Raw genomic sequence first — 21,555 nt, 5'->3', positions numbered from 1 at the left:
AAGACGTACGGGCCGATCGGGGCAGGTCGGAAGCTCGGCACGACGGGACGGCGGCGCCCGTGCCGGCGGCGCGGAGGCGGCGGCTCAGCCGGCCAGGAGGGCTCCGCGGGCCGCGCTCGCCAGCACGTCGGCCAGCTCGGCCACCCGCTCGGGGCTCGCGGGCAGCTGGGGGGTCGCCACCCGCAGCCAGGCCGGGCGGGGCGGCGTGACGAACGTGCGCGACGACGGCGTCAGGACGATGCCGCGCGCGCCCAGCTCGGCCAGCGCCTCGTCCTCGTTCTCGGCACGCAGCCAGACGACGAGACCGCCCGGCGGGGTCGACGTGGGCACGTCGTGGACCGCCAGGGCCGCCTCGAGGTCCGCGGCCCTGGCGGCGTACCACCGTGCGGAGTCGGCGACGAGCTCGCCCACGCTCGGCGTCGTCAGCAGGTGCGCGAGCGCGTTCTGCAGGATGCGGCTCTGGGCGAGGATCCCGTGGCTGCGCAGCCGCCGCACCCCGAGCACGACGTCGCGCGCGCCGCCGACCACCGTGGTGCGCAGGTCCAGGCCGAAGGCGCGACAGAACGACGTGACCCGCACGACCCGCCCGGGCAGCAGCTCGCCCAGGCTCAGCGGCAGCGCCGGCGCGAGCGGGCCGAGGACGTCCTCCTCGAGGACCCACGCGTCGGGCGCGTGCGCGCGCAGCACGTCGGCGAGCTCCGCGAGACGCCCGGGCGTCACCCCGCCCGCGAGCGAGAACTCTCCGCCGGGCTGGTACACGAAGGTGCGGACCCCGGCCGCCAGCGCGCGCTCGAGCGCGTCGGGCAGCGGGCCGGAGGCGTCGCTGGCGACCCCCACGACCTCGAAGCCGACCGACCGCAGGTTGCCGATCGTGCCCGAGACGGCCGGCTCCTGGACGGCGATCAGCCCACCGGGGGCGGTGGCGGCCTCGGCCGTCAGGAGCGTCGCCTCGCCCGCGCCGCTGACGGTGACCCACTCGGCGGCGTCGAACGGCCAGTCGTGCCGGACGGCCTCCAGCAGGGCGGGGGTGATCGCCTCGCGGTGCAGCGAGTTGGTCTGCGGCTCGCGCAGGCTCCGGGCGAAGGCGTCGAGCAGGTCGGGCAGCCGGTCCGTGGTCGGGTGGGCGGACGCCAGGTCGACGGACGACCAGCCGGTGAACTCCGGAGGCTCCCCGGCGCGCGGCCACCCCGGTCCGGAGACCGGGCCCAGGACGGTGGTCCCGCCGCGGCGGCGCGTGCGCACGAGGCCCCGGTCCACCAGGAGCGACCAGATCCCGGCCACCGTCGACCGGCCGAGCCCCGCGGCCGTCGCGACCTCCTCGATCGTGGGCAGGCGCGTGCCGGGCGCGAGCACGCCCTCCTCGATCCAGGCGGTGAGCCGTTCCGCGAGCGCCGGCCCGGAGAGCCCTCGCACCGACGCGAACAGCTCGGCCGGCTCGGCCGGGGGCGCGTCGCGGGGGTCGGGTCCTGTGATCGTCATCGCTCCTCGCCGGTCGGGAAGGCGCACCCCGTGGCGACGGGACGCTTTTCATCCAGATGTATATCAGCCCCGCAGTGCCCGGGGCCACCGGCGGGTCGCGCCTCCCCCGGCGGTCTCAGCAGACGGACGGCGCCACCTGCTGGCTTGGAGCGACCACCCCCGCATGGTTTAACGTCTCCCCGTGACCACGAATCTTCCATCACATATGTCTGTGGTGGACACGGCCGACCGGATCCGCTCCGGCCGGACGAGCGCGCGCTCCGTGGCGGAGCAGGCGATCGCCCGAGCCGACGCGGTGGACCCGGCCGTGCGGTCACTCGTGTGGCGCGACGACGCCGCGACCCTCGCCGCGGCCGACGCCGTGGACAGGGCGCGCGCGGCCGGGACGACGCTCCCGGCGTTCGCCGGGGTCCCGCTCACCGTGAAGGACACCTTCGCCGTCGCCGGCCAGCCCTGGACCCGCGGCTCGCTCGCGATCGACGAGACCCCCGCCACCACCACCGACCTGCTGCCGGCCGCGGCGTTCGCCGCCGGGTTCGTCCAGCTCGGCCGGGCCGCCACGCCCGAGCTCGCCATGACGACGTCGTGCGAGAGCCCGCGCTCCGGCGTCACGCACAACCCCTGGGACCTGACCCGCTCCCCCGGCGGGTCCAGCGGCGGGTCCGCCGCCGCGGTTGCCGCCGGGATCGTGCCCGCCGCGCTCGCCAGCGACGGCGGCGGCTCGCTGCGCGTGCCCGCGGCGTTCTGCGGGCTCGTCGGCCTCAAGCCCGGCCGCGGCGTGCTCCCCCAGCGCGTGCAGGGCTGGGAGGGCGGCGCGACGGAGGGCGTCGTGACCCGCACGGTGCGCGACACGGCCGCCGTCGTGCGGCACCTGGCCGCCCCCGACCCGCTGGCGTGGCAGGTCCCCGCCGCCGCCCCCGACCTCACCGGCCTCGACCGGGCACGCGGCCCGCTGCGCGTCGGCGTGCTCACGCACTCCTTCGACCCGCGCATCGAGGTCGATCCCGCGTGCGTCGCCGCCGTCGAGGACGTCGCCGACGTGCTGCGCACCGCCGGCCACCACGTCGTCGCCCTCCGGGCGCCGGCCGGCGGCGCCGCGCTCATGGACCTGTACCCGTCGGCCGTCATCCCCGCGTGGCTGCGCCAGGTGCCGCTCGACCACCCCGAGCGCCTGCAGCCGTACATCCACCGCGTCATGGCGCAGGCGGACGACCTCACCGCCGCCGACTACGTCCGCGCGGCCGTCCAGGTCCGCCACCTGGCGCGCGACGTCACGGCGGCGCTGCTCGGCGACGTCGACGTCGTGCTCACCCCCACCACCGCCACCCGCGTCCCCGCGACCGGCGTCGTCCTCGACGAGCTGACGCGGCTCGCCCCCACGCGCGACGCCGTCGTGTACGAGCGCACCCTCGCGTTCACGACCGTCCCGAGCATGATCGGCGTCCCCGCCCTGACGCTGCCCACGCACCTGGACGACGACGGCCTGCCGCTCGGCACCCAGCTCGTCGCCCCGCAGGGCGGCGAGGGGCTGCTCCTGCGCCTCGGCCAGGTCCTCGAACGGCACTACGCCTGGGACCGCCGTCGCCCGCCCCGCCACGCCGACCAGGCCGACCAGCCCCGCCAGGCACGACCTGGCCCCGCACCCGAAGGAACGAGACAGCGATGACCCACCGCACCACGCGCCGGGCCTCCCGGCCCCTGCCCCGCACGCTCGCCGTGACGACCGTGCTCGCGCTCACCGGCGGTCTCACGGCGTGCGCCACGGACGACGAGGGCTCCGGCGACGCCGCGTCCGGCGACCTGTCGGGCCAGACCCTCAAGGTCGCCGTCTACGCCGGCTCGTGGGGCGAGTCGTTCACCAAGGCGTTCGTCGACCCGTTCGAGGAGGAGACGGGCGCCACCGTCGAGCTCGTGCCCGGCGGGCCCGCGGACTGGCTGACCGCCCTGCGGTCCACGAAGGGCGGCACGCCCGCCTACGACGTCGTCGCGTTCACGCCCAACGTGGTCCCGAGCGCCGTGTCGGCGGGCGTCGTCGCGCCGCTGGACACCGACCGCATCGCCGAGTTCGGCCAGCTCAACACGGTGCTGGCGGAGCAGAGCAACGTCGACGGCACGCAGTACGGCGTCCCGCTCACGGTCGGCTCCACCGGCATCGCGTACCGCACCGACAAGGTCGACGAGCCGCCGACCGACTGGTCCGACCTGCTCGACCCGCAGTACTGCGGGCACGTCGCCGTCTCGCCGCTGACCTTCAACACGGGCATCGAGTTCGTCGCGGGCCTCGTCAACGAGGCGGGCGGCTCCATCACCGACCCGGCGGACGTCGACGCCGCGTTCGAGCAGCTCGAGACGCTCAAGGACTGCGCCTCGTCCTTCCCGGCCGACGGCACGAGCGTCGAGACCGCGCTCGCGAACGGCGACGCCTGGATCGCGGCGCACTGGGACGGCCGCGCGTTCGTGCAGCAGAACCAGGGCGAGCCCATCGGCTTCGCCTACCCGGCCTCGGGCTCGGTGGGCGCCCTGACGTCGCTCTTCGTCACCGAGGGCAGCGAGCAGGAGGACGCCGCGTACGCGTTCCTCGACTACGTGGCCTCCAGCGAGCACCAGCCCGTGTTCTCCGAGGGCACCTGGTACGCCGCGTCGAACGACGAGAACACCTACACCGAGCAGTTCGACGAGCAGATCACCAGCGGCAAGGGCGCGTACGACGACTTCGTGTGGGTCGACTACGAGGCCATCACCCCGCAGCTGCCCGACCTGCAGGCGCGCTGGCAGGAGATCTTCGGCTGATGACGGCGACGACGACCCCGGCGGCCCCCACCACCCCGACGACGCAGGGCCGCGTGGAGATCCGCGGCCTCAGCGTCGGGTACGGCGGCCCGCCCGTGCTCGAGCTCGACGAGCTGACCATCGAGGCGGGCGAGTTCGTGTCCGTCCTCGGTCCCTCGGGCTGCGGCAAGTCGACCCTGCTCGGCGTGCTCGCCGGGTTCGTCGCGCCGACCACGGGGACGGTCGCGATCGACGGGGACGACGTCACGCACGTCGCCCCGAACCGCCGCGAGACGGGCCTGGTCTTCCAGAGCTACGCCCTGTTCCCGCACATGACGGTGCGCCGCAACCTCGAGTACGGGCTGCGCACGCGGCGCGTGCCGCGCGACGAGCGGGCGGCCCGCGTCGCCGACGCGCTCCGGCTGGTCGACCTCGAGGAGTTCGCGGGCCGCTACCCGCAGCAGCTCTCGGGCGGCCAGCAGCAGCGCGTGGCGATCGCCCGCGCGCTGGTCACCCGCCCCCGGGTGCTGCTGCTGGACGAGCCGCTGTCCAACCTCGACGCCAAGCTGCGGCGCCAGATGCGCCACGAGCTGCGCGAGCTGCAGCGCGAGGTCGGCACGACGACCGTCTTCGTCACGCACGACCAGGCGGAGGCGCTCGCGCTGTCCGACCGCGTCGCGCTGCTCGCGCACGGCGGCCTCGAGCAGCTCGGCACCCCCGAGCAGCTGTACCGCGCCCCGCGCACCCGCTTCGCGGCGGACTTCGTCGGCGCGGCCAACCTGCTGGCGGTGCACGACGGCGACGGCGGGCGCACGGTGCTCGGCCGGCCGGCGCCCGACGACGCCGGCTCCACGGTCGCGCTGCGCCCCGAGCACGTGCGGCTCGTCGAGCCCGGCGGGGACGCCGCCGCGGCGACCGTCCGGTCGGTCGCGTTCGCGGGCGAGCGGTACGAGTACCGCCTGCGCACCGCGGACGGCACCGAGCTGCTCGCCTCCCCGGCGGACGCGTCCCGGCGGTTCGCCGAGGGCGAGGCCGTCGGGGTCGCCTGGGCGGACGACGCCCTGCTGCCGCTCGGGGCGGCCTGACGTGACGTCCGCCCCCGCCCCCGCCCCGATCGCCGTGCCGCCCCGCGCGGCCGGGACGCGCCGCACCCGCCGTCCGCGCGACCTGCGCGGCCACGTCGCCGCGATCGTGCCCACGCTGTTCGTCGTGGTCGCGTTCCTGGTGCCGCTCGCCGGGCTGCTCGTGCTGAGCCTGCGGCCGACGGACGCGATGAACAACGTGCTGCCCGGCATCACCGGCGCGCAGTACGCCGAGGTGTTCGCGACGCCCTACCTGTGGGGCTCGGTCGTGGAGAGCCTGTGGCTCGCCGTCCGGGTGAGCGTCGCGTGCCTCGTCCTCGCGTTCCCCGTCGCCTGGTACCTGGCGCGCTCGACGTCGCCCGTCGGCAAGAGCATCGTCTTCGTCGTCACGCTCTCCCCGCTGCTGACCAGCGAGGTCGTGCGGTCCTTCGGCTGGCGGGTCGTCATGGCCGGCGAGGGGCCGGTGAACGTGCTGCTCCAGTCGCTCGGCCTGATCGACGAGTCGCTGCCGCTGCTGCGCTCGCCGTGGACGGTGTTCCTCGCCGTCGTGCACGTGCTGCTGCCGTTCGCCGTGCTCGCGCTGTCCGCCTCGCTCGGCGCCATCGACCCGCGCCTGCTCCAGGCCTCCGCCGACCTCGGCGCGTCGGGGCTGCGCACGTTCCGGTCCGTCGTGCTGCCGCTCGCCACCCCGGGCGTCGTGGCGGCCACCGTCATCGTGTTCTCGCTGAGCATGGGCGTCTACGTCACGCCCCTCATGGTGGGCGGGGCGAACCAGTCGCTCGCCGGCCTGCGCATCCAGACCGAGGCGATGGTGGCGTTCGACCAGCCCCGCGCCGCCGCCCTCAGCTTCGTGCTGCTGGCGGTGACGCTCGTCGTCTGCGGGATCGTCGGCCTCCTCGGCCGCCTCGCCGAGAGGGGCCGTCGTGGCTGACCACCGTCTCCCCCGCGCCGCCGGCCGCGGCGCCCGCACCCGTCGTGCCCTGGGCCTCGTGCCCGTCGTCCTGGTGTGCGCGTTCCTCCTGCTGCCGCTGGCGGTCGTCGCGCTGAGCTCCTTCAACACCGCGAACAACTTCCGGTTCCCGCCGTCCGGCCTCTCGCTGCGCTGGTACGCCGAGGTGTTCGGCTCCACCCAGTGGCTCGACTCGCTCGGCTACTCGCTGACGCTGGTGCTGCTGGTCGTGCCGGTGGTCGTGGTGCTCGGCACGCTCGGCGGCTACGCCGTCGGCGCCGGCACCTTCCCCGGACGCCGCGCGCTCGGGCTGCTGTTCCTGTCGCCGATGGCGGTGCCCGGCGTCATGGTCGGCCTCGCCCTCCTCTACCAGCTCCAGCGCACCGGCATGGTGGGCTCGGCGACCGGCCTGTGGCTCGCGCACCTCGTCGTGACATTCCCGTTCTGCGTGCGGGTGGTCGCGGTGAGCGCCGCCGCGCTCGACCCCGCGCTGCCGCGCGCCGCGCGCTCCCTCGGCGCGACGCCCCTGCGCACCTTCCTCACCGTCACCGTCCCGCTCCTGCGGCCGGGCATCGTCGCCGGGGCGTTCCTCGGCGCCGTCATCTCGCTCGGCGAGGTCGCGGTGTCGGTCCTCGTCGCGGGCGCGGGCGAGGCCACCGTCCCCGTGCGCATCTACTCCGCGGTGCAGGTCCAGCTCGAACCCACCGTCGCGGCCGTCTCGACGCTCCTGCTCCTCGTGAGCGTCGTGACCATCGCCGTGCTCGACCGCACCGTCCACGTCTCGAGGTTCCTGTAGACCATGGATCGACCCGCAGCACCCGCAGCGCGCCGCTGGCGCATCGGCATCGACGTCGGCGGCACGTTCACCGACCTGGTCGCCGTCCCCGGCGACGGCGCGACCTGGTCGCTCGCCGACGCGGTCACCCACAAGGTGCCGAGCACGCCGCACGACCCGTCCGAGGGCGTCGAGACCGGGCTCGCGCAGCTCCTGGACCGCGGGGTCGACGTCGCCGACGTCGTCTCCGTCGCCCACGGCACGACCATCGGCCTCAACGCGATCCTCCAGGGACGTGTCGCGCGGGCGGCCCTCGTCACGAGCGAGGGCCACCGCGACGTGCTGCAGATCGCCCGCGCCCGCATGCCGCGGTCGTTCGACCTGCACGCCGTCCCCGCCCGTCCGATCGTCCCCCGCGAGCACGTGCTCGAGGTTGCGCACCGCTTCGCGGCCGACGGCCGCGCCGTGGGCGGTGCCGCGGCCGACGACACGGAGCTGGACCGCCTGGTCGGGCGCCTGCGGGCCGTCGACCCCCAGGTCGTGGCCGTGAGCCTCCTGGGCGGGTACGCCGCCCGCGAGGCGGAGCAGCACCTCGCCGACCGGCTCGCCGCCGCTCTCGGCGTGCCGGTGACGTCCGCGGCCGCGGTCTGGCCGGAGGCCGGCGAGTACGAGCGCACGACGCTCGCCCTCCTGGACGCGCAGATCACCCCGCTCATGACGGGCTACTTCACCGCGCTGCGCGAGCGCCTGCGCCGCCTGGGCGTCGACGCGCGCGTCTACATCACGACGTCGAACGGCGGGTCGGTGTCGATCGACTCGGCGATCCGACGGCCCGTGCAGACCGTCCTGTCCGGGCCCGCCGGGGGCGTGTCCGCGGCCGCGACCGCGTGGCCCGGCACCGACATGGTGACGGTGGACATGGGCGGCACCAGCAGCGACATCGGCGTGCTGCGCGGCGGCACGCCCGTGCTCACCACGACCGCGACCGTCGGGCCGCACCCCCTGATGACGCCCGTCGTCGAGGTGTCCGCGATCGGGGCCGGCGGCGGCTCCGTCGTGTGGGGCGACCGGTCGGGCTCCCGGCCGGTGCTGCGCGTCGGGCCCACCAGCGTCGGCGCCGTCCCCGGGCCGGCCGCCTACGACGCGGGCGGCACGCAGCCCGCCCTCACCGACGCGTACGTGCACGCCGGCATCATCGACCCGGCGACGTTCCTGGGCGGCGCGTTCCCGCTGCGCGGCGACCTCGCGACCGAGGCGCTGGCGCGCGTGGCCCAGGACGCCCGGGCCGAGGGCGACGACCTGCCGCCCGGCCCCGGCGCGCGGGCGGACGGCGTCGCCGACGCCGCCTTCCAGGTCGCCTCGGCCGGCATGGCCGCGCGGCTGCGCACCGTCCTGGCCGCCCACGGCGAGGTGCCCGAGCGCTATACCTTCGTCGCCTTCGGGGGCGCCGGCGGCACCCACGCGGCCCTGCTCGCCGACGAGGTCGGGGTCTCCCGGGTCCTCGTGCCCGCGGCGGCGGGCACGTTCTGCGCCCTGGGCGCCGCCATCGCCCCCGTGCGGCGCGACGTCGCGCGCACCGTGCGCACCGTCGTGGCCGACGACGGGCTCGACCCGCTGACCGCGGCGTGCGCCGACCTGGAGGACGAGGTCCTCGGCTGGCTGCGCACGCAGGACGTCGACGCCGTGGGCACCGTGACCGTGAGCGCCGACCTGCGGTACGCGGGCCAGCCGACGACGCTCGAGGTGGTGCTCGCCGAGCGCTCCACCACCGAGGCCGGCACGCAGCCGCTGCGGCTCGACACCCGCGTGGCCCTGGACCGCTTCGCCGCGCAGCACGACCGCGTGCACGGCTTCGTCGACCCGTCGGCGAGCGTCCGGGCCGAGACCGTCCGCGCCAGCGTCACCGTGCGCCTGGGCGAGGTCCGCACGGGCCGCGGCGGCACGGGCTTCGTCAAGACCGGCGCGCGGGACGTCCGCTACGACGGCACGTCGCGCGCGGCGGGCGTCTGGGCGCTCGCGCCGGGCGGCGGCGAGGCCGCCGTCACGGGCCCGGCGGTCGTCGAGAAGCCCGACACGACCGTGCTCGTGCCCGCCGGCTGGACGGCGACGAGCGACGACGGCGGGAACCTGCACCTCGTGCGGGACCGCTCCGAGCAGGAGGACTGAGGCGTGGCGACGACAGGGCCGGGGACGGCAGGCGCGGCAGCGACGGGGCTCACGACGGTCGCCAAGGACGTCGCGCACACGCGGCTGCAGGCCGCCGTCGAGGAGATGTGCCTGACGCTGCGGCGCGCGAGCCGCAGCCTGTACGTGCGCGACGCCGCGGACTTCGCGTGCGCGGTCGCCGACCTGTCCGGCCGCTTCGTCGCCTACCCGCAGGACGTCGGGGTCTCCGGCTTCGTGGGGCTCGACCTCACGCCCGCGATCGAGGCCGCGACCGCCCACGGGCCCCTCGGCCCCGGCGACGTCGTCCTTACCAACGACCCGTACCTCTCGGGCGGCCTGTCGACCCACCTGCCCGACGTGCACGCGATCGCGCCGTACTTCGACGGCGACGAGCTGGTCGGGTACGGCTGGGCCTTCGTGCACGTGTCGGACGTGGGCGGGCGCGTGCCGTCGTCGGTGAGCGTCGTCAACGACTCCGTCTTCGCCGAGGGCCTGCGGGTCCCGCCCGTGCGGTACGTGCGGGCCGGGACCGTGGTGCCCGAGGTCGAGGCCATCCTCGCGGCCAACACCCGCACGCCGGACGCCAACCGCGGCGACCTGCACGCCATGCTCGCCGCCCTGGACACGGGCCGCCGGCGCGTCGGCGAGCTCACCGCCGAGCTCGGCCCGGCCGGGGTCGCCGACGTCGGCGCGTTCGCCCGCGAGCAGAGCGCCGCCCGCGCCAGCACCGCCCTGCGCGCCCTGGCCGACGGCACCTACCGCTTCGAGGACTACCTCGACAACGACGGGGTGAGCGAGGTGCCGCTGCGCGTGGTCGTCACGGCCACCGTCGCCGACGGCACGGTGCACCTCGACCTCACGGGCACCGACCCGCAGGTCGAGGCCGCGCTCAACATGGTGACGTTCGGGCGCGCGCACTCCTGGGTCGTGACGCGCCTGTTCGCGCTGGTCGGCACGCTCGACCCGGCCGTCCCGCTCAACGGCGGCCTCATGGACGTCATCGGCTTCACCGCGCCCGCGGGCACGCTGCTCAACGCCACGGGCACGGCCGCGACCGGCGTGCGCCACGCCACGACGTCGCGCGTCAACGACGTGGTGTCCGGGGCGCTGATCCAGGCCGCGCCCGAGGTGCTGCCCGCCGCGTCGAGCGGCCTGGTCGTGCCCGTGGTCTTCGCGGCGGCGGACGGCTCGCGCGTCGACGTCGTCGAGCCGATGGTCGGCGGCACCGGGGCGCGGCACGGCGCGGACGGGGCGGACGGCCGCGACTCCGGCATCTCCAACCTGTCGAACAACCCCGTCGAGACCGTCGAGGCGAACGTGTCGGTGCGGGTGCTGCGGTACGCGCTGCGGCCGGACTCCGGCGGCGCGGGGCGCTGGCGCGGCGGCAGCGGGCTCGAGCTCGAGTTCGAGGCCCTCACCGACGGCGGCCTGCTGGCCCGCGGCCTCGAGCGACTGCGCTTCCGGCCCTGGGGCTTCGCGGGCGGCCTGCCGGGCGCCCCGACCGAGCTCGTCGTCAACGAGGGACGGCCCGGGCAGCAGCGCCTGTCCGTGGTCGACGTGCACCCGCTGCGCGCCGGCGACCGCGTCGTGCTCCGCACGTCCGGCGCCGGCGGCTACGGCGATCCCCTGGAGCGCGACCCGGCGGCCGTGCTCGCCGACGTCGGGGCCGGGCTGGTCACCGTCGAGCACGCCCGCGAGGCGTACGGCGTGGTGCTGCGCGCCGGGGCCCTCGACGAGGCCGCCACGGCCGCCGAACGCGCCGGACGGCGGACGGGCGCGGGGCCGGACGCGCCCGGGACCACGGCGGCCGGGCACGGCCTCGGGCCGGAGCGGGAGCGCTGGGAGCGGGTCTTCCCGCCCGCGCTCGCCGACCGCCTCGACGCCCACCTGCGCACCCTGCCGACGACGGTGCGCGCCGCCCGGCGGCGCGAGCTGCTGTCCGGCGTCCTCGCCGGCCTGCCCGACCGGTTCCCCGGCGAGGCCGCGGCCCCGGACGCCCTCGGAGCGGCCGCGAGGGAGTTCGCCGCGGCGGTCGACGCCGTGGTCGACGCGCAGGCCGGTGCAGCGGTCGAGGCGGAGGTCGGCGCCGGGGCCGGACCGGCGTGACCGGGCAGCCCGTGGTCCTCGCGGGGACCGCGCCTGCCGCCGCCCCGGCTCCCGTGGCCCGGTTCGACGCGGTCGTCGTGGGCGGCGGGCCCCGCGCGGTCGCCGTCGTGGCCCGGCTCGCCGCCCGCCGCCGTCCCGGCGCTCCCTGGGGTGCGGCGCCCGACCCGGCGCTGCCGGTGCTGCGCGTGGCACTCGTGGACCGGGTGGAGGTCGGTGCCGGGGCGACCTGGCGCACCGACCAGTCTCCGCTGCTGCTGAACAACACCTGGGCCGCCCGCACCACGGTGCACGCGGACGACTCGACCCCCATGACCGGTCCGGTCGTCGCGGGCCCGGACCTCGTGGCGTGGGCGCACGGCGACGACGCGGGCGACGGCGACGCCGAGAGTGCCGGTGCCGGCGCCGCCACCGGTCCGCGCGCGGCGTGGGCCCGCGACGAGGCGCGGCGTCTGGGGCCGGTCTCGTACCCCTCGCGACGCCTGCAGGGCGCCTACTACGCCGACCAGCTCGCCGAGGCCGCGCGGCGCGGGGCGCTCGAGATGGTGCCCGTGCACGGCGAGGTGATCGACCTGCGCACCCCGCGACCTGGCGTGCGCCAGGTCGTGCTGGCCCCCACGCCGAGCGAGCCGGAGGACCCGGCTGTCCTGGAGGCGCCCGTCGTGGTCCTGGCCCAGGGCATGGTGCAGGCACGCCGCTCCGACCGCACGCGCCGGTTCGTCGAGGCCGCGGGGCCGGGCGCCGCCGGCCGGCTCGTCTACGTGGAGCCCGGGATGCCCGCCGAGCGCGACTGGGACGCCGTACCGGCGGGCGAGGACGTGCTCGTGGCGGGGCTCGGCGCCAACTTCTACGACGTGCTCGCCGTCCTCACCGTGGGGCGCGGTGGCCGCTTCGTGCACGCCGCCACCCGCGCGGCCGACGACCCCGCCGGGCGGCCGTGCGACGACGGCGGGGCCGACGGCCCGCACGCGGGCGACGCCCTGGTCTACGTGCCGTCCGGCGCCGAGCCGCGGCTGCTCGCCGGGTCCCGACGCGGCCTGCCCTACCGGGGCAAGGGCGTCCTGCCCGACGGGGTGCCCACCCCGTACCGGGCGCACCTCGCCACGCGGGACCGCTTCGACGCCCTGCGTGCCCGCGCGGGCGGGCGCCCGGTGCTGGACCTCGCCCGCGACGTCTGGCCGCTCGTGTCCGCCGAGCTGGTCGTGGCCCACCTCACCGCGCTCGCCGAGCACCGTCCGTGGACGCTGCGCGGGCCGCTGTCGGCCCCCGACCTGGTCGCACGCCTCGCCGCGGCCGACGACCCCGTGGCGGCGGGGGCCGGGCTCGTGAGCCGCCGCGCCGACGCGCTGGACCCCGCGCGGGCCGACCGGCCGCCGCTCGTCGACCCTGCCGCGTGGCCGGCCTGGGTGGAGCACTGGGTGCGCGAGGAGCAGGAGTCGGTCGCCTCCCCCGACCGCTCGCCCCGCGCCCGGGTGAACCAGGCCATGGAGACCCTGCGCGGCGAGGTGGCGCGCCTGGTGCGCGCCGGCGTCGTGGACGGCGCGTCGTGGCAGACCACCGGAGAGGGCCTCCTGACCCCCCTCGGCCTCGCGCTGGCCTCCGGGCCGCCGCCCCGGCGCACCGCACAGCTGCTCGCCCTGGTGCGCGCCGGCGTCGTCGAGCTGCTGGGCGAGGGCACGCGGGTCGACCTCGACGGCGACGCGTTCGTCGCGCGCAGCCGCGTGCGGGGGCCGGTGCGGGCCCGGGCCTTCGTCGAGACCCGGATGTCCCGCGGCGCCGTCGGCCCGACCGACGACCCGCTGCTGCGCGCCCTGCTCGACACCGGCCGCGCCCGCCGGCACCCGCTGCCCACCGCGGAGGGCACGACCGTGCCGTCCGACAGCCTCGACGTGACGCGCGACGGGTTCGCCCTCGTCGACGCCGCGGGCACCCCGGACGACCGCGTGGTCGTGCTCGGCATCCCCGCCGAGGCGGTGCAGCGCGGCTCGGCGATCGGCGCCGCTCCCGGCGTACCCTCCCCGCTGCTCGCGGGGGCGGACGTCGCCGCCGCGCGCATCCTGCGCGACGCCGTGCCGGGCGCCGCCGACGACGCCGCCTGACGGCCGCCTGGCACTGCCACCGCTGCCGCCACGGCCCCGTGTGCCGAGGTCAGCCGGCCAGGTGCCCCCACCGCGGCGCGAGCTCGTGCCACGGGCCGATCTCGGCGATCTCACCGTCGGCGAGGACGACGACGCGGTCGGCGCGCGACAGGGCCGCGCGCTTCGACGTCGCGCCGACGACGGTCGTGCCGCGCTCGCGCAGCGACGCCCACAGCTCGATCTCCGTGGTGGCGTCCAGCGCGCTGGAGACGTCGTCGGCGAGCAGCAGCTCGGCGTCGGTCGCCAGCGCGCGGGCGAGCGCCAGGCGCTGCACCTGCCCGCCGGACAGCCGCACGCCGCGGTGCCCGACCAGCGCGTCGGGGCCGCCGGCCTCGTCCACGTCCCGGCCGAGCCGCGCGGCGGCGACCGGGCCGTCGACGTCGCGCTCGTGGTCCAGCCGCACGTTCTCGCTGAACGTCCCGGACAGGACGCGCGGCACCTGGGCCACGTGCGCCACCTGACCGGGCCGCAGGAACGCCTGCGGGTCGGCGACGTCCCGCCCGTTCCAGCGGATGGTGCCGGAGTGCTCCATGAGACCGCTCAGGGCGGACAGCAGGCTCGACTTGCCGGAGCCGACCTGGCCGAGCAGCAGCACGAGCTCGCCGCGCCGCACCTCCAGGTCGACGCCCGACACGCCGATCGTGCCGTCGTCGTGCACGGCGGTGACGCCCTCGAGGCGCAGCCGCTCCAGGGTCTCGCGCGGGCCCGCGGCGGGCCGCGGGGCGTCGCCCGTGAGCAGGTCCACCCCGGCGGGCAGGTCCATGAGGTCGGTCCCCGCGGCGAACCGGCCCGTGGCACGCTGCCACGACCGCGTGCCGGGCGCCTCCGTCACGACGGCACCCGCGACGACGCCGAACCAGCCGAACCCGTTCACGGCGTTCGCGACGAGCAGCGCGGTGGCGAGCCCCCACGTGCCGGTGAGCAGGCCGGCCCAGGCCGCGACGACGCCGAGCTGCACCATGATCATCGGCACGCCGTCGAGGGCGGCCTGGATCCGGTGCTCGAAGATCGCGGCCCGCACGCGGCCGGCGTCGACCTGCCGCAGGTGGCCGTGCACCTCGGGCGTGCGCGCGGCGAGCTTCACCGTGCGCGCCGAGTCGAGCGCGGAGACGAGGGCGCGGCCGAACCGGGCCCGCGCGGCCGACGACCGGGTGGCGGAGCGGCCCGCGATCGGTCGGCCGATCGCCGACGCGGCGGCCGAGACCACCATCACGGCCAGCAGCACGCCGCCGGCCAGCCACGACCCGCTGAGCAGCGCCGTCACGCCGGCGATGACCAGGCCGTTGACGAAGTCGACCCAGCGGTCCGCGTAGCGCACGAACCGGTCCGCGTCCATCGACCGGGCCACGACCTCGCCCGGCGGGGTGGCCCGCAGCCGCTCCTGCCGCGTCTGGCCAGCCATCACCGCCATCCGCACCCGCAGCAGCACCTCCACCCACCACCGGGGGTAGACGAACAGCGCCCAGGCCAGCGCCAGCGGCGCGACGACGAGGAGCAGGGCGAACGCGACCATGAGCGCGGTGGGGAAGCCCTCGTCGAGGCCTTCGACCGCCCGCCCCCACAGGAACCCGGTGAGCGCCCCCTGCGCGGAGACGAGGCTCGCGACGAGGAACAGCGCCGCGCCGACGACGCCCCACGCGGGCCGCACGAACAGCGCGTGCAGCACGCCCCGCGCCAGGCTGGGGCCATCCCCCGGGTCGGCGAGGTCCGGCGCCGCACCGCGGCGGCGCCGGCCGCCCACCTCGTGCGAGGCCTCCGGCACGGCCCCGGGCGCGGGGGACGACGTCGCCCCGTGCCCGGTGAGCGCGGCCGCGACCTCCTCCGCGGCACCCGCGCTGGCGACGGGCGCGTCGGCGGCGTCGCTGGCCAGGAGCAGGTCGCGGTACGGGCCGTCCTCGCGCGCGAGCCGCGCCCGCGGCCCCTGCTGCACGACGCGACCGTGGTCCAGCGCGGCCAGCAGGTCCGCCCGCTCGATCGTGGTGAGGCGGTGCGCGACGAGCACGCCCGTGCGGCCGGCGAGCAGCCGCTCGGACGCCGCGACCACACGGGCCTCGGTCAGCGGGTCCATGCGGGCCGTGGCCTCGTCGAGCACGACGACCTGGACGTCGCGCACGAGCAGGCGGGCGAACGCGACGAGCTGCTCCTCCCCCGCGGACAGCGAGGTGCCGCCGGGGCCGAGCAGCGTGTCGAGCCCGTCCGGCAGCCCGGAGACCCACGCGTCCAGCCGCAGCTCGCGCACCGCGGCCTCGACGTCCTCGCGGGGGACGTCGGCGAACAGCGCGATGTTCTCGGCGAGCGTGCCCGCGAGGATCTCCGTGCGCTGGGTGACGACGCCCACCGCGGCGCGCAGCTTCTGCAGGTCCAGATCGCGCACGTCGACCCCGCCGAGGAACACCGTGCCGGGCTCCGGCTCGACGGCGCGCGACAGCAGCGACGCGAGCGTCGACTTCCCGGAACCGGTGCGCCCGACGAGCGCCACCGTCTGCCCCGCCGGCACGTGCAGGTCCACGCCCTGCAGGGCGAACGTGCCCTCCGCGTACGAGAAGTGCAGGTCGCGCAGCTCGATCCCGACGGGGCCCTCGGGCAGGTCGCGCCCGCCGGTCGGCTCCGGCTCGACGGACAGCATCTGCCGGATGCGCGTGATCGCGCCCAGCCCCTCCTGGATGTCGGGCAGGTGGTGGATGAGGTTGTCCACCTGGCCCACGAACATCGACGTGACGAGGAAGAGCGTCACGAGGTCCTGGACCGCCATCGTGCCGCCCGAGGCCAGTGCGGCCCCCGCCACGGCGACGCCGGCGAGCAGCGAGGCGAGCACCAGGCCCGCCCGGCGCAGCATCTTCGACTCGACCGTCACCACGGCGCGGAACTTGCGGTGCACGTCCGCCGACCGCTGCGCCAGGCGGCGGATCGCGAACGGCTGGCCGAGGCTGGTGCGCAGGTCGTCGCGGGCGGCCACCGACTCCTCGAAGGCGGCGGCGTGGTCGGTCCACGCGGCCTCCTCGATCACCTTGCGGCGGGCGATCTCGCCCAGCATCGGGCGCACGAGGACGCCCGCGAGCGCGCCCAGCACCGGGAACAGCGCCCAGGCCGGCCACCAGGTCACGCCCGCGACCACGTACATGGGCACGACGCCCACCACGGTGCGGCCCGCGCCCCACAGCTGGCGGCGCACCAGCGTGCCGACGGCGTGCGTGTCGTCGTCGACCCGGTCGAGCACCTCGCCCACCGCCTGCTCGGTGAGCGTCGCGAGCGGCTGGTGCAGCGCCGCGGTGAGCAGGTCGCCGCGCAGCCTCCCCTCGGCGCGGTCGACGACGCCCGCCCACACGACCTGCCCGGCGGTGTCGAACAGGGCGGCGCCGACCACGCAGAGCGCGAGCAGCGAGAGCAGCGCCGCCGTCGGGTCCTCCGCGAGCCGGCCCGCGACGACGGTGCCGAGCGCGGCCCCCACCGCCCCGAGGGTGAGCGCGACCAGCGCGACGGCGGCGACCGGCCCGCGCAGCCGCCGCCAGTCGAGGCGGCGGGACGGGTCCGTCGACGTCGAGGTCGCGGTGGGGGTGGTGTGGTCCGCGCGGGCGGCAGGGGCGTCGATCATGGCCCGAGAAGCCTATGCGGCGCCCCCGACGCTCCGCCGCAGAATTTTCGTCAGATCAGGCCGAGCGCGCGCACGGCGTCCCGTTCCTCGGAGAGCTCCTGCACGCTCGCGGCGATGCGCTCGCGGGAGAGGTCGTCGATGTCGAGCCCCTCGACGACCTCCCACGCCCCGCCGGACGAGGTCACCGGGAACGACGAGACGAGCCCCTCGGGCACGCCGTACTGCCCGGTCGACCACAGGCCCGCGCTGGTCCAGTCGCCCGCCGGCGTGCCGAGCACCCAGTCGTGCACGTGGTCGATCGCCGCGTTCGCCGCGGACGCCGCCGACGACGCGCCGCGCGCGTCGATGATCGCCGCGCCGCGCTTGGCGACCGTCGGGATGAAGTCGTCGGTGAGCCAGAGCCGGTCCTCGTCCGCGAACCGCGCACCCGGCGTGCCGGCGACGTCGGCCCGGAACACGTCCGGGTACTGGCTGGCGGAGTGGTTGCCCCAGATCGTCATGCGGCGCACCTGGGAGACCGGCACGTCCGCCCGCTTCGCCAGCTGGGACAGGGCCCGGTTGTGGTCGAGGCGCGTCATCGCGGTGAACCGGTCCTTCGGCACGTCCGGCGCGTTCGACGCCGCGATCAGCGCGTTCGTGTTGGCGGGGTTGCCCACGACCAGCACGCGCACGTCGTCCGCCGCGCCCGCGTTGATCGCCCGGCCCTGCGGCCCGAAGATGCCGCCGTTCGCCTCGAGGAGGTCCGCCCGCTCCATGCCCGGACCACGGGGGCGGGCCCCCACCAGCAGCGCGATGTTGGTGCCCGCGAAGCCCGCCGTCGGGTCGTCGTGGATGTCGATGCCGTCGAGCAGCGGGAAGGCGCAGTCGTCGAGCTCCATCGCCGTGCCCTCGGCGGCCTTCATCGCCTGCGGGATCTCCAGCAGCCGCAGCCGCACGGGGGTGTCGGGGCCGAGCATCGCGCCTGACGCGATCCGGAAGAGCAGCGCGTACCCGATCTGGCCCGCCGCCCCGGTGACTGTGACGTTCACTGGTGTGGTCATGCCCCTACTCTGGCGCAGCCCGGCGCGCGGGTCGACCGCCACTCCGGGCGCACCGTCGCCGCGGCTGCGCCACCGCTCGGGAACGGGGCGAGAACGACTCGAGAACGGCGCGGGAACGGCGCGCCGACCGCCGTGGCGGAGCGCGACCTGGGACGACGCGCGGTAACGTGCCGGGAGCGCCACCGTCGGCCCGCGCTCAGCAACCGTTCAGACCACGGTGGAAGCATGCCCGCGCAGCCGGCCGTGAGGCCGGTCACGCACGACCGGCCCTCCCCTCATCGCGGGGGGCACACCGAGACGCCCGTCTCCCGAGCAGAGAAGGACCCTCATGTCCCAGCACATCGCCGCCGAGGGCGGTACGGCTCCGGCCGACGTCGACACCGCGGCCGGCACCCCGCAGCACGGCCTGTTCGCCCGGCTCGCCGCCGAGGCGTTCGGCACGTTCGTGCTGGTGCTCGGCATCGTCGGCACCGCCACGTTCAACCTGTTCAACAACGGCCAGATCATCACGGTCGCGCTGGCGGGCGGCATCCTCGTCATGGGCGCCATCGCCGCCGTCGGCGGCATCTCCGGCGGCCACTTCAACCCGGCCGTGACCTTCGGCCTGACCCTCGCCGGGCGCGCGGAGTGGCGCGACCTCGTGCCGTACTGGGTCGCCCAGCTCGTGGGCGGCACCGCCGCCGCGGCCGTGATGTTCTCGATCATCCCCGAGACGGTGCTGCCGTTCGCGCGCGTCGAGAGCAAGGCGGCGCTGTTCCAGGGCACCGCGAACGGCTTCGGCTCGCACTCCCCCGCCGCGCAGCTCACCGCGGCCGCGGCGCAGCAGGGCGGCTCCCCCGTCGAGTTCACGATGTGGGCCGCGATCCTCGTCGAGGTCATCGTCACCGCGGTGTTCGTCGGCATCATCCTCGGGGTGACGAGCAAGCGCTCCACGGTCACCTTCGCCCCGGTCGTCATCGGCCTGGCGCTCGGCGCGATGCTCATCGTCGCCTGGCCGATCACCAACGGTTCGCTCAACCCGGCCCGGTCGTTCGCCTCCGCGGTGTTCGGCGGCGGCTGGACGTGGGGCCAGCTGTGGGTGTTCGTCGTCGCGCCGCTGCTGGGTGGAGCGCTCGCCGCCCTCTTCTACCGGGCGTTCGCGCCGGTGCCCGCCGTCGTCCAGGTCGAGGTCGGCTCCGCGGCCGGCGACGACCTCGGCGAGGAGCCCCGCAGCCACGACGTCGTCGACGACGGCGCCCTTCCCGCGCGGTCGGAGGTCGACGAGAACGAGGGCGAGTGGGACGGGCAGAACCCTGACGACGACGCCGCTCCCGGCACGGCCGACGAGCCGAAGGGCGACGCGCCGCGCGCCTGACGACCCGGATCACGCGCGAGGGCCGGCACCCGGTGGGGTGCCGGCCCTCGTCGCGTCCGCAGGGGATTTCACCCTCTGCGCGCGGAGCACGAAGTCGGACCTCTGGTACAAAGGGCGCGCCGCCGTTGGGGCGGCCACCACTCTCCTGGTGTCCGCCCCCGATCGGAGTCTGCGTTGACCCCGTACGCACCCCCCGCGCCGACCGCCGCTCCCCCGGGGGCGACACGCCACGCCACCGGGTGGGCCGTCGCCGCGGCGGTCCTCTGCTGGCCGCTCGGCATCGCCGCGCTGCTCGGTGCCCAGCGGTCGGCCCGCGCGCACGGCGCCGGCGACCTCGCCGCCGCGGCCGGGCACGCCCGCGCCGCACGGAGGTACGGGATCGCGGCGGTCGTCGTCGCCGTCGTGCTGAGCGTGCTGCTCACCGCCGCTCTGCTGGCTCTGCTCCTCACCGCCCTGGTCGACCTGGGCTGGCCGCACAGCGTCCCGGCCGGGAGCGCCCGTGGCTGAGCCGAAGCCGGCACCCGCCGCCCGGACGGGCACCGCCTGGGCGATCGTGTCGATGATCTTCTGCTGGCCGTTCGCGTTCGCTGCCGTGCCCGCGTCGATCCGCGCGTCGCACGCCCGGGGCGCCGGGGACGACGCCGCGGCCGTGGCGCACCTCCGGCACGTGCGGGCGCTCGGTATCGCCGCCGTCGCCACCGGCGTCGTCGTCCATGTCGTCAGTGCGGCAGTGCTCGTCGGGGCCGTGAACCTGGCCGACCGCGCCGCCCCTGTGCTGCTCGCCGCGTTCGCCGACGCCGCGCCGGCGCGCGAAGTGCCGGCGCGCCCCATGCTCCCGGCCCCGCCGGCCTCCCCCGTCCCCGAGGAGGACCAGTCTCGCGACGGCCACGGGGAGGATCTGGGGGACGACGTCAGCTTCGCCCGGGCGAAGCCGTGGACCCTGCTGGCACCCGGGGACTGTTTCGATGCCGGCGAGTTCGTCACGCTGGTGCACCTCGTCCCCTGTGCCCGATCCTCGGCCTTCGCCGTGTACTACGCCGGCGACGCCCCGCCGGGCACGCCCTGGCCGGGGAGCGCCGCCGGGGAACGCGTCGCGACCGCGACCTGCGACGCCGCCCTTCGTGACCTCGGCCGACGGCCGCAGGACGTGCCCTGGTGGTCGTGGTTCACGGAGGAGGACGGGTGGGAGACGTCGCCGCACGTGATGTGTGCGGCACAGCCGGCGGACGGCGTGCCCGCGGCGTCCCCGACGCCCGAGCCCGACGGTCCGTCCGCCGAGGGCAGTGCGACGTACCTGGGCCTCGTCCCGTCGCCGTCGTGCTTCGACGCCGAGCCCCTCGTGGAGCGGGGAGACCTGTACGTCCCCGTCGTCGGGTTCTGCGACGAACCGCACACCGGCCAGGTGTTCGCCGACGACCGCCTCACCCTCGCGGACGCCGTGGACGACGCGACGATCTGGTCGGTCGCCCGGGAGATGTGCGCGAGCGCCTGGACGGAGTTCGTCGGCGGCGAGTACAGCGGGCCGCCCCTGGAGATCTGGACCGTGGCCCCTCGCTTCACCGAGCTGTCGGCTGGCAGCAGGGTCGTGACGTGCGCGGTCACCTCCGACGAGCCGCTGACCACGAGCTTCGTGGGAGCGGCGGGCTGACCGGCGTCCTCAGCCCAGGCCGGGGGCGGTCAGCGCCAGCGCGCCGATGACGACGGCGCCGCCCCAGCACAGGAAGACGTCGAAGCCGCGGCTGCGCACCACGAGGCCGACGGGGCCGGTGGCCGACGTGGCCCGCCAGGTGCCCGCGACGGCGAGCGTCAGGGCGATGGTGCCCGTGCCGACGCGAGCCCCGACCAGCACCCCGAGCACGACGGCCAGCACGATCCCGGCGAGCACGGTGACGATGGCACGTTCCGGGCCGGGCAGGGTGCGCGACGGCTCGTCGTCCGCCGCCTCGACGGAGTGCCACGTGGGCGCGGGCTCGCGCCCTCCGGGCTCGCGTCCAGGGTCGGGCAGCGCACGGGGATCCACGGCAGCCGAGCCTACCGTCGCGCGACCGGGGCGAGCGTCGGCCTTCCATGTCCCGGCGCCCATGTCTCCGCGCCCCTGTCTCCACGCC

The 21,555-nt window shown here is 76.6% G+C and carries 15 protein-coding genes; 11 read left to right on the top strand and 4 right to left on the bottom strand.

What is annotated here, in order from left to right; translation table 11 throughout:
• Positions 1 to 84: 84 nt before the first annotated feature.
• The gene (locus ACH436_RS11210) at positions 85 to 1,479 is read right to left on the bottom strand and encodes an aminotransferase class I/II-fold pyridoxal phosphate-dependent enzyme (protein WP_430560257.1); all 1,395 of its coding nucleotides are present in this window, start codon (positions 1,477 to 1,479) and stop codon (positions 85 to 87) included.
• A gap of 211 nt (positions 1,480 to 1,690) precedes the next feature.
• On the opposite strand from ACH436_RS11210, the gene ACH436_RS11205 reads away from it, so the two are divergent.
• The 8 genes from ACH436_RS11205 to ACH436_RS11170 are packed head-to-tail and all read left to right on the top strand — an operon-like array spanning position 1,691 to position 13,422.
• Positions 1,691 to 3,145, top strand: a complete 1,455-nt coding sequence (locus ACH436_RS11205) for an amidase (protein ID WP_430560256.1) — start codon at positions 1,691 to 1,693, stop codon at positions 3,143 to 3,145.
• The gene (locus tag ACH436_RS11200) at positions 3,142 to 4,269 is read left to right on the top strand and encodes a PotD/PotF family extracellular solute-binding protein (RefSeq protein WP_430560255.1); all 1,128 of its coding nucleotides are present in this window, start codon (positions 3,142 to 3,144) and stop codon (positions 4,267 to 4,269) included. Before ACH436_RS11205 ends, ACH436_RS11200 begins: the two co-directional genes overlap by 4 nt.
• Positions 4,269 to 5,333 (top strand): ABC transporter ATP-binding protein, encoded by a 1,065-nt coding sequence (locus ACH436_RS11195; protein ID WP_430560254.1) that lies wholly within the window; start codon positions 4,269 to 4,271, stop codon positions 5,331 to 5,333. Before ACH436_RS11200 ends, ACH436_RS11195 begins: the two co-directional genes overlap by 1 nt.
• Position 5,334: 1 nt before the next feature.
• Positions 5,335 to 6,261, top strand: a complete 927-nt coding sequence (locus ACH436_RS11190) for an ABC transporter permease (protein WP_430560253.1) — start codon at positions 5,335 to 5,337, stop codon at positions 6,259 to 6,261.
• Complete coding sequence (locus ACH436_RS11185) at positions 6,254 to 7,075, top strand: ABC transporter permease (RefSeq protein ID WP_430560252.1); 822 nt, start codon at positions 6,254 to 6,256, stop codon at positions 7,073 to 7,075. The genes ACH436_RS11190 and ACH436_RS11185 overlap by 8 nt, the downstream gene beginning before the upstream one ends.
• A gap of 3 nt (positions 7,076 to 7,078) precedes the next feature.
• Positions 7,079 to 9,220 (top strand): hydantoinase/oxoprolinase family protein, encoded by a 2,142-nt coding sequence (locus tag ACH436_RS11180; protein ID WP_430560251.1) that lies wholly within the window; start codon positions 7,079 to 7,081, stop codon positions 9,218 to 9,220.
• Between the two features lie 3 nt (positions 9,221 to 9,223).
• The gene (locus tag ACH436_RS11175) at positions 9,224 to 11,326 is read left to right on the top strand and encodes a hydantoinase B/oxoprolinase family protein (protein WP_430560250.1); all 2,103 of its coding nucleotides are present in this window, start codon (positions 9,224 to 9,226) and stop codon (positions 11,324 to 11,326) included.
• The gene (locus ACH436_RS11170) at positions 11,323 to 13,422 is read left to right on the top strand and encodes an FAD/NAD(P)-binding protein (RefSeq protein ID WP_430560249.1); all 2,100 of its coding nucleotides are present in this window, start codon (positions 11,323 to 11,325) and stop codon (positions 13,420 to 13,422) included. The genes ACH436_RS11175 and ACH436_RS11170 overlap by 4 nt, the downstream gene beginning before the upstream one ends.
• A gap of 49 nt (positions 13,423 to 13,471) precedes the next feature.
• Here the strand turns inward: ACH436_RS11170 and ACH436_RS11165 are convergent, their stop codons facing one another.
• Positions 13,472 to 17,053 carry an ATP-binding cassette domain-containing protein gene (locus ACH436_RS11165; protein WP_430560248.1) on the bottom strand — a complete coding sequence of 1,194 codons (3,582 nt, stop codon included), beginning with the start codon at positions 17,051 to 17,053 and terminating at the stop codon, positions 13,472 to 13,474.
• A gap of 50 nt (positions 17,054 to 17,103) precedes the next feature.
• Positions 17,104 to 18,093 (bottom strand): malate dehydrogenase, encoded by a 990-nt coding sequence (locus ACH436_RS11160; RefSeq protein WP_430560247.1) that lies wholly within the window; start codon positions 18,091 to 18,093, stop codon positions 17,104 to 17,106.
• Between the two features lie 328 nt (positions 18,094 to 18,421).
• On the opposite strand from ACH436_RS11160, the gene ACH436_RS11155 reads away from it, so the two are divergent.
• The 3 genes from ACH436_RS11155 (at position 18,422) to ACH436_RS11145 (ending at position 21,095) form a co-directional block, all read left to right on the top strand.
• Positions 18,422 to 19,447 (top strand): aquaporin, encoded by a 1,026-nt coding sequence (locus ACH436_RS11155; protein ID WP_430560246.1) that lies wholly within the window; start codon positions 18,422 to 18,424, stop codon positions 19,445 to 19,447.
• Between the two features lie 174 nt (positions 19,448 to 19,621).
• Positions 19,622 to 19,954 carry a CD225/dispanin family protein gene (locus tag ACH436_RS11150; RefSeq protein WP_430560245.1) on the top strand — a complete coding sequence of 111 codons (333 nt, stop codon included), beginning with the start codon at positions 19,622 to 19,624 and terminating at the stop codon, positions 19,952 to 19,954.
• Positions 19,947 to 21,095 carry a CD225/dispanin family protein gene (locus tag ACH436_RS11145; protein WP_430560244.1) on the top strand — a complete coding sequence of 383 codons (1,149 nt, stop codon included), beginning with the start codon at positions 19,947 to 19,949 and terminating at the stop codon, positions 21,093 to 21,095. Before ACH436_RS11150 ends, ACH436_RS11145 begins: the two co-directional genes overlap by 8 nt.
• Positions 21,096 to 21,104: 9 nt before the next feature.
• Here ACH436_RS11145 and ACH436_RS11140 read toward each other — a convergent pair whose 3' ends face one another.
• A complete protein-coding gene (locus ACH436_RS11140) occupies positions 21,105 to 21,467 on the bottom strand; it encodes a DUF3017 domain-containing protein (RefSeq protein WP_430560243.1) in 363 nt (120 codons plus the stop codon).
• Positions 21,468 to 21,555 lie beyond the last annotated feature (88 nt).

This window comes from Isoptericola sp. NPDC019693 (assembly GCF_044389085.1).
Classification (GTDB): Bacteria; Actinomycetota; Actinomycetes; order Actinomycetales; family Cellulomonadaceae; genus Isoptericola.
The sequence above is the reverse complement of the archived record's forward strand: the minus strand, read 5'-3'. Positions and strand labels throughout refer to the sequence as shown.

What these genes read in the sequence shown, in the direction of transcription:
- ACH436_RS11210 (WP_430560257.1), bottom strand. Translation starts at nt 1,479, where the DNA reads ATGACGATCACAGGACCCGACCCCCGCGACGCGCCCCCGGCCGAGCCG.
- ACH436_RS11200 (WP_430560255.1), top strand. Translation starts at nt 3,142, where the DNA reads ATGACCCACCGCACCACGCGCCGGGCCTCCCGGCCCCTGCCCCGCACG.
- ACH436_RS11195 (WP_430560254.1), top strand. Translation starts at nt 4,269, where the DNA reads ATGACGGCGACGACGACCCCGGCGGCCCCCACCACCCCGACGACGCAG.
- ACH436_RS11180 (WP_430560251.1), top strand. Translation starts at nt 7,079, where the DNA reads ATGGATCGACCCGCAGCACCCGCAGCGCGCCGCTGGCGCATCGGCATC.
- ACH436_RS11165 (WP_430560248.1), bottom strand. Translation starts at nt 17,053, where the DNA reads ATGATCGACGCCCCTGCCGCCCGCGCGGACCACACCACCCCCACCGCG.
- ACH436_RS11160 (WP_430560247.1), bottom strand. Translation starts at nt 18,093, where the DNA reads ATGACCACACCAGTGAACGTCACAGTCACCGGGGCGGCGGGCCAGATC.
- ACH436_RS11155 (WP_430560246.1), top strand. Translation starts at nt 18,422, where the DNA reads ATGTCCCAGCACATCGCCGCCGAGGGCGGTACGGCTCCGGCCGACGTC.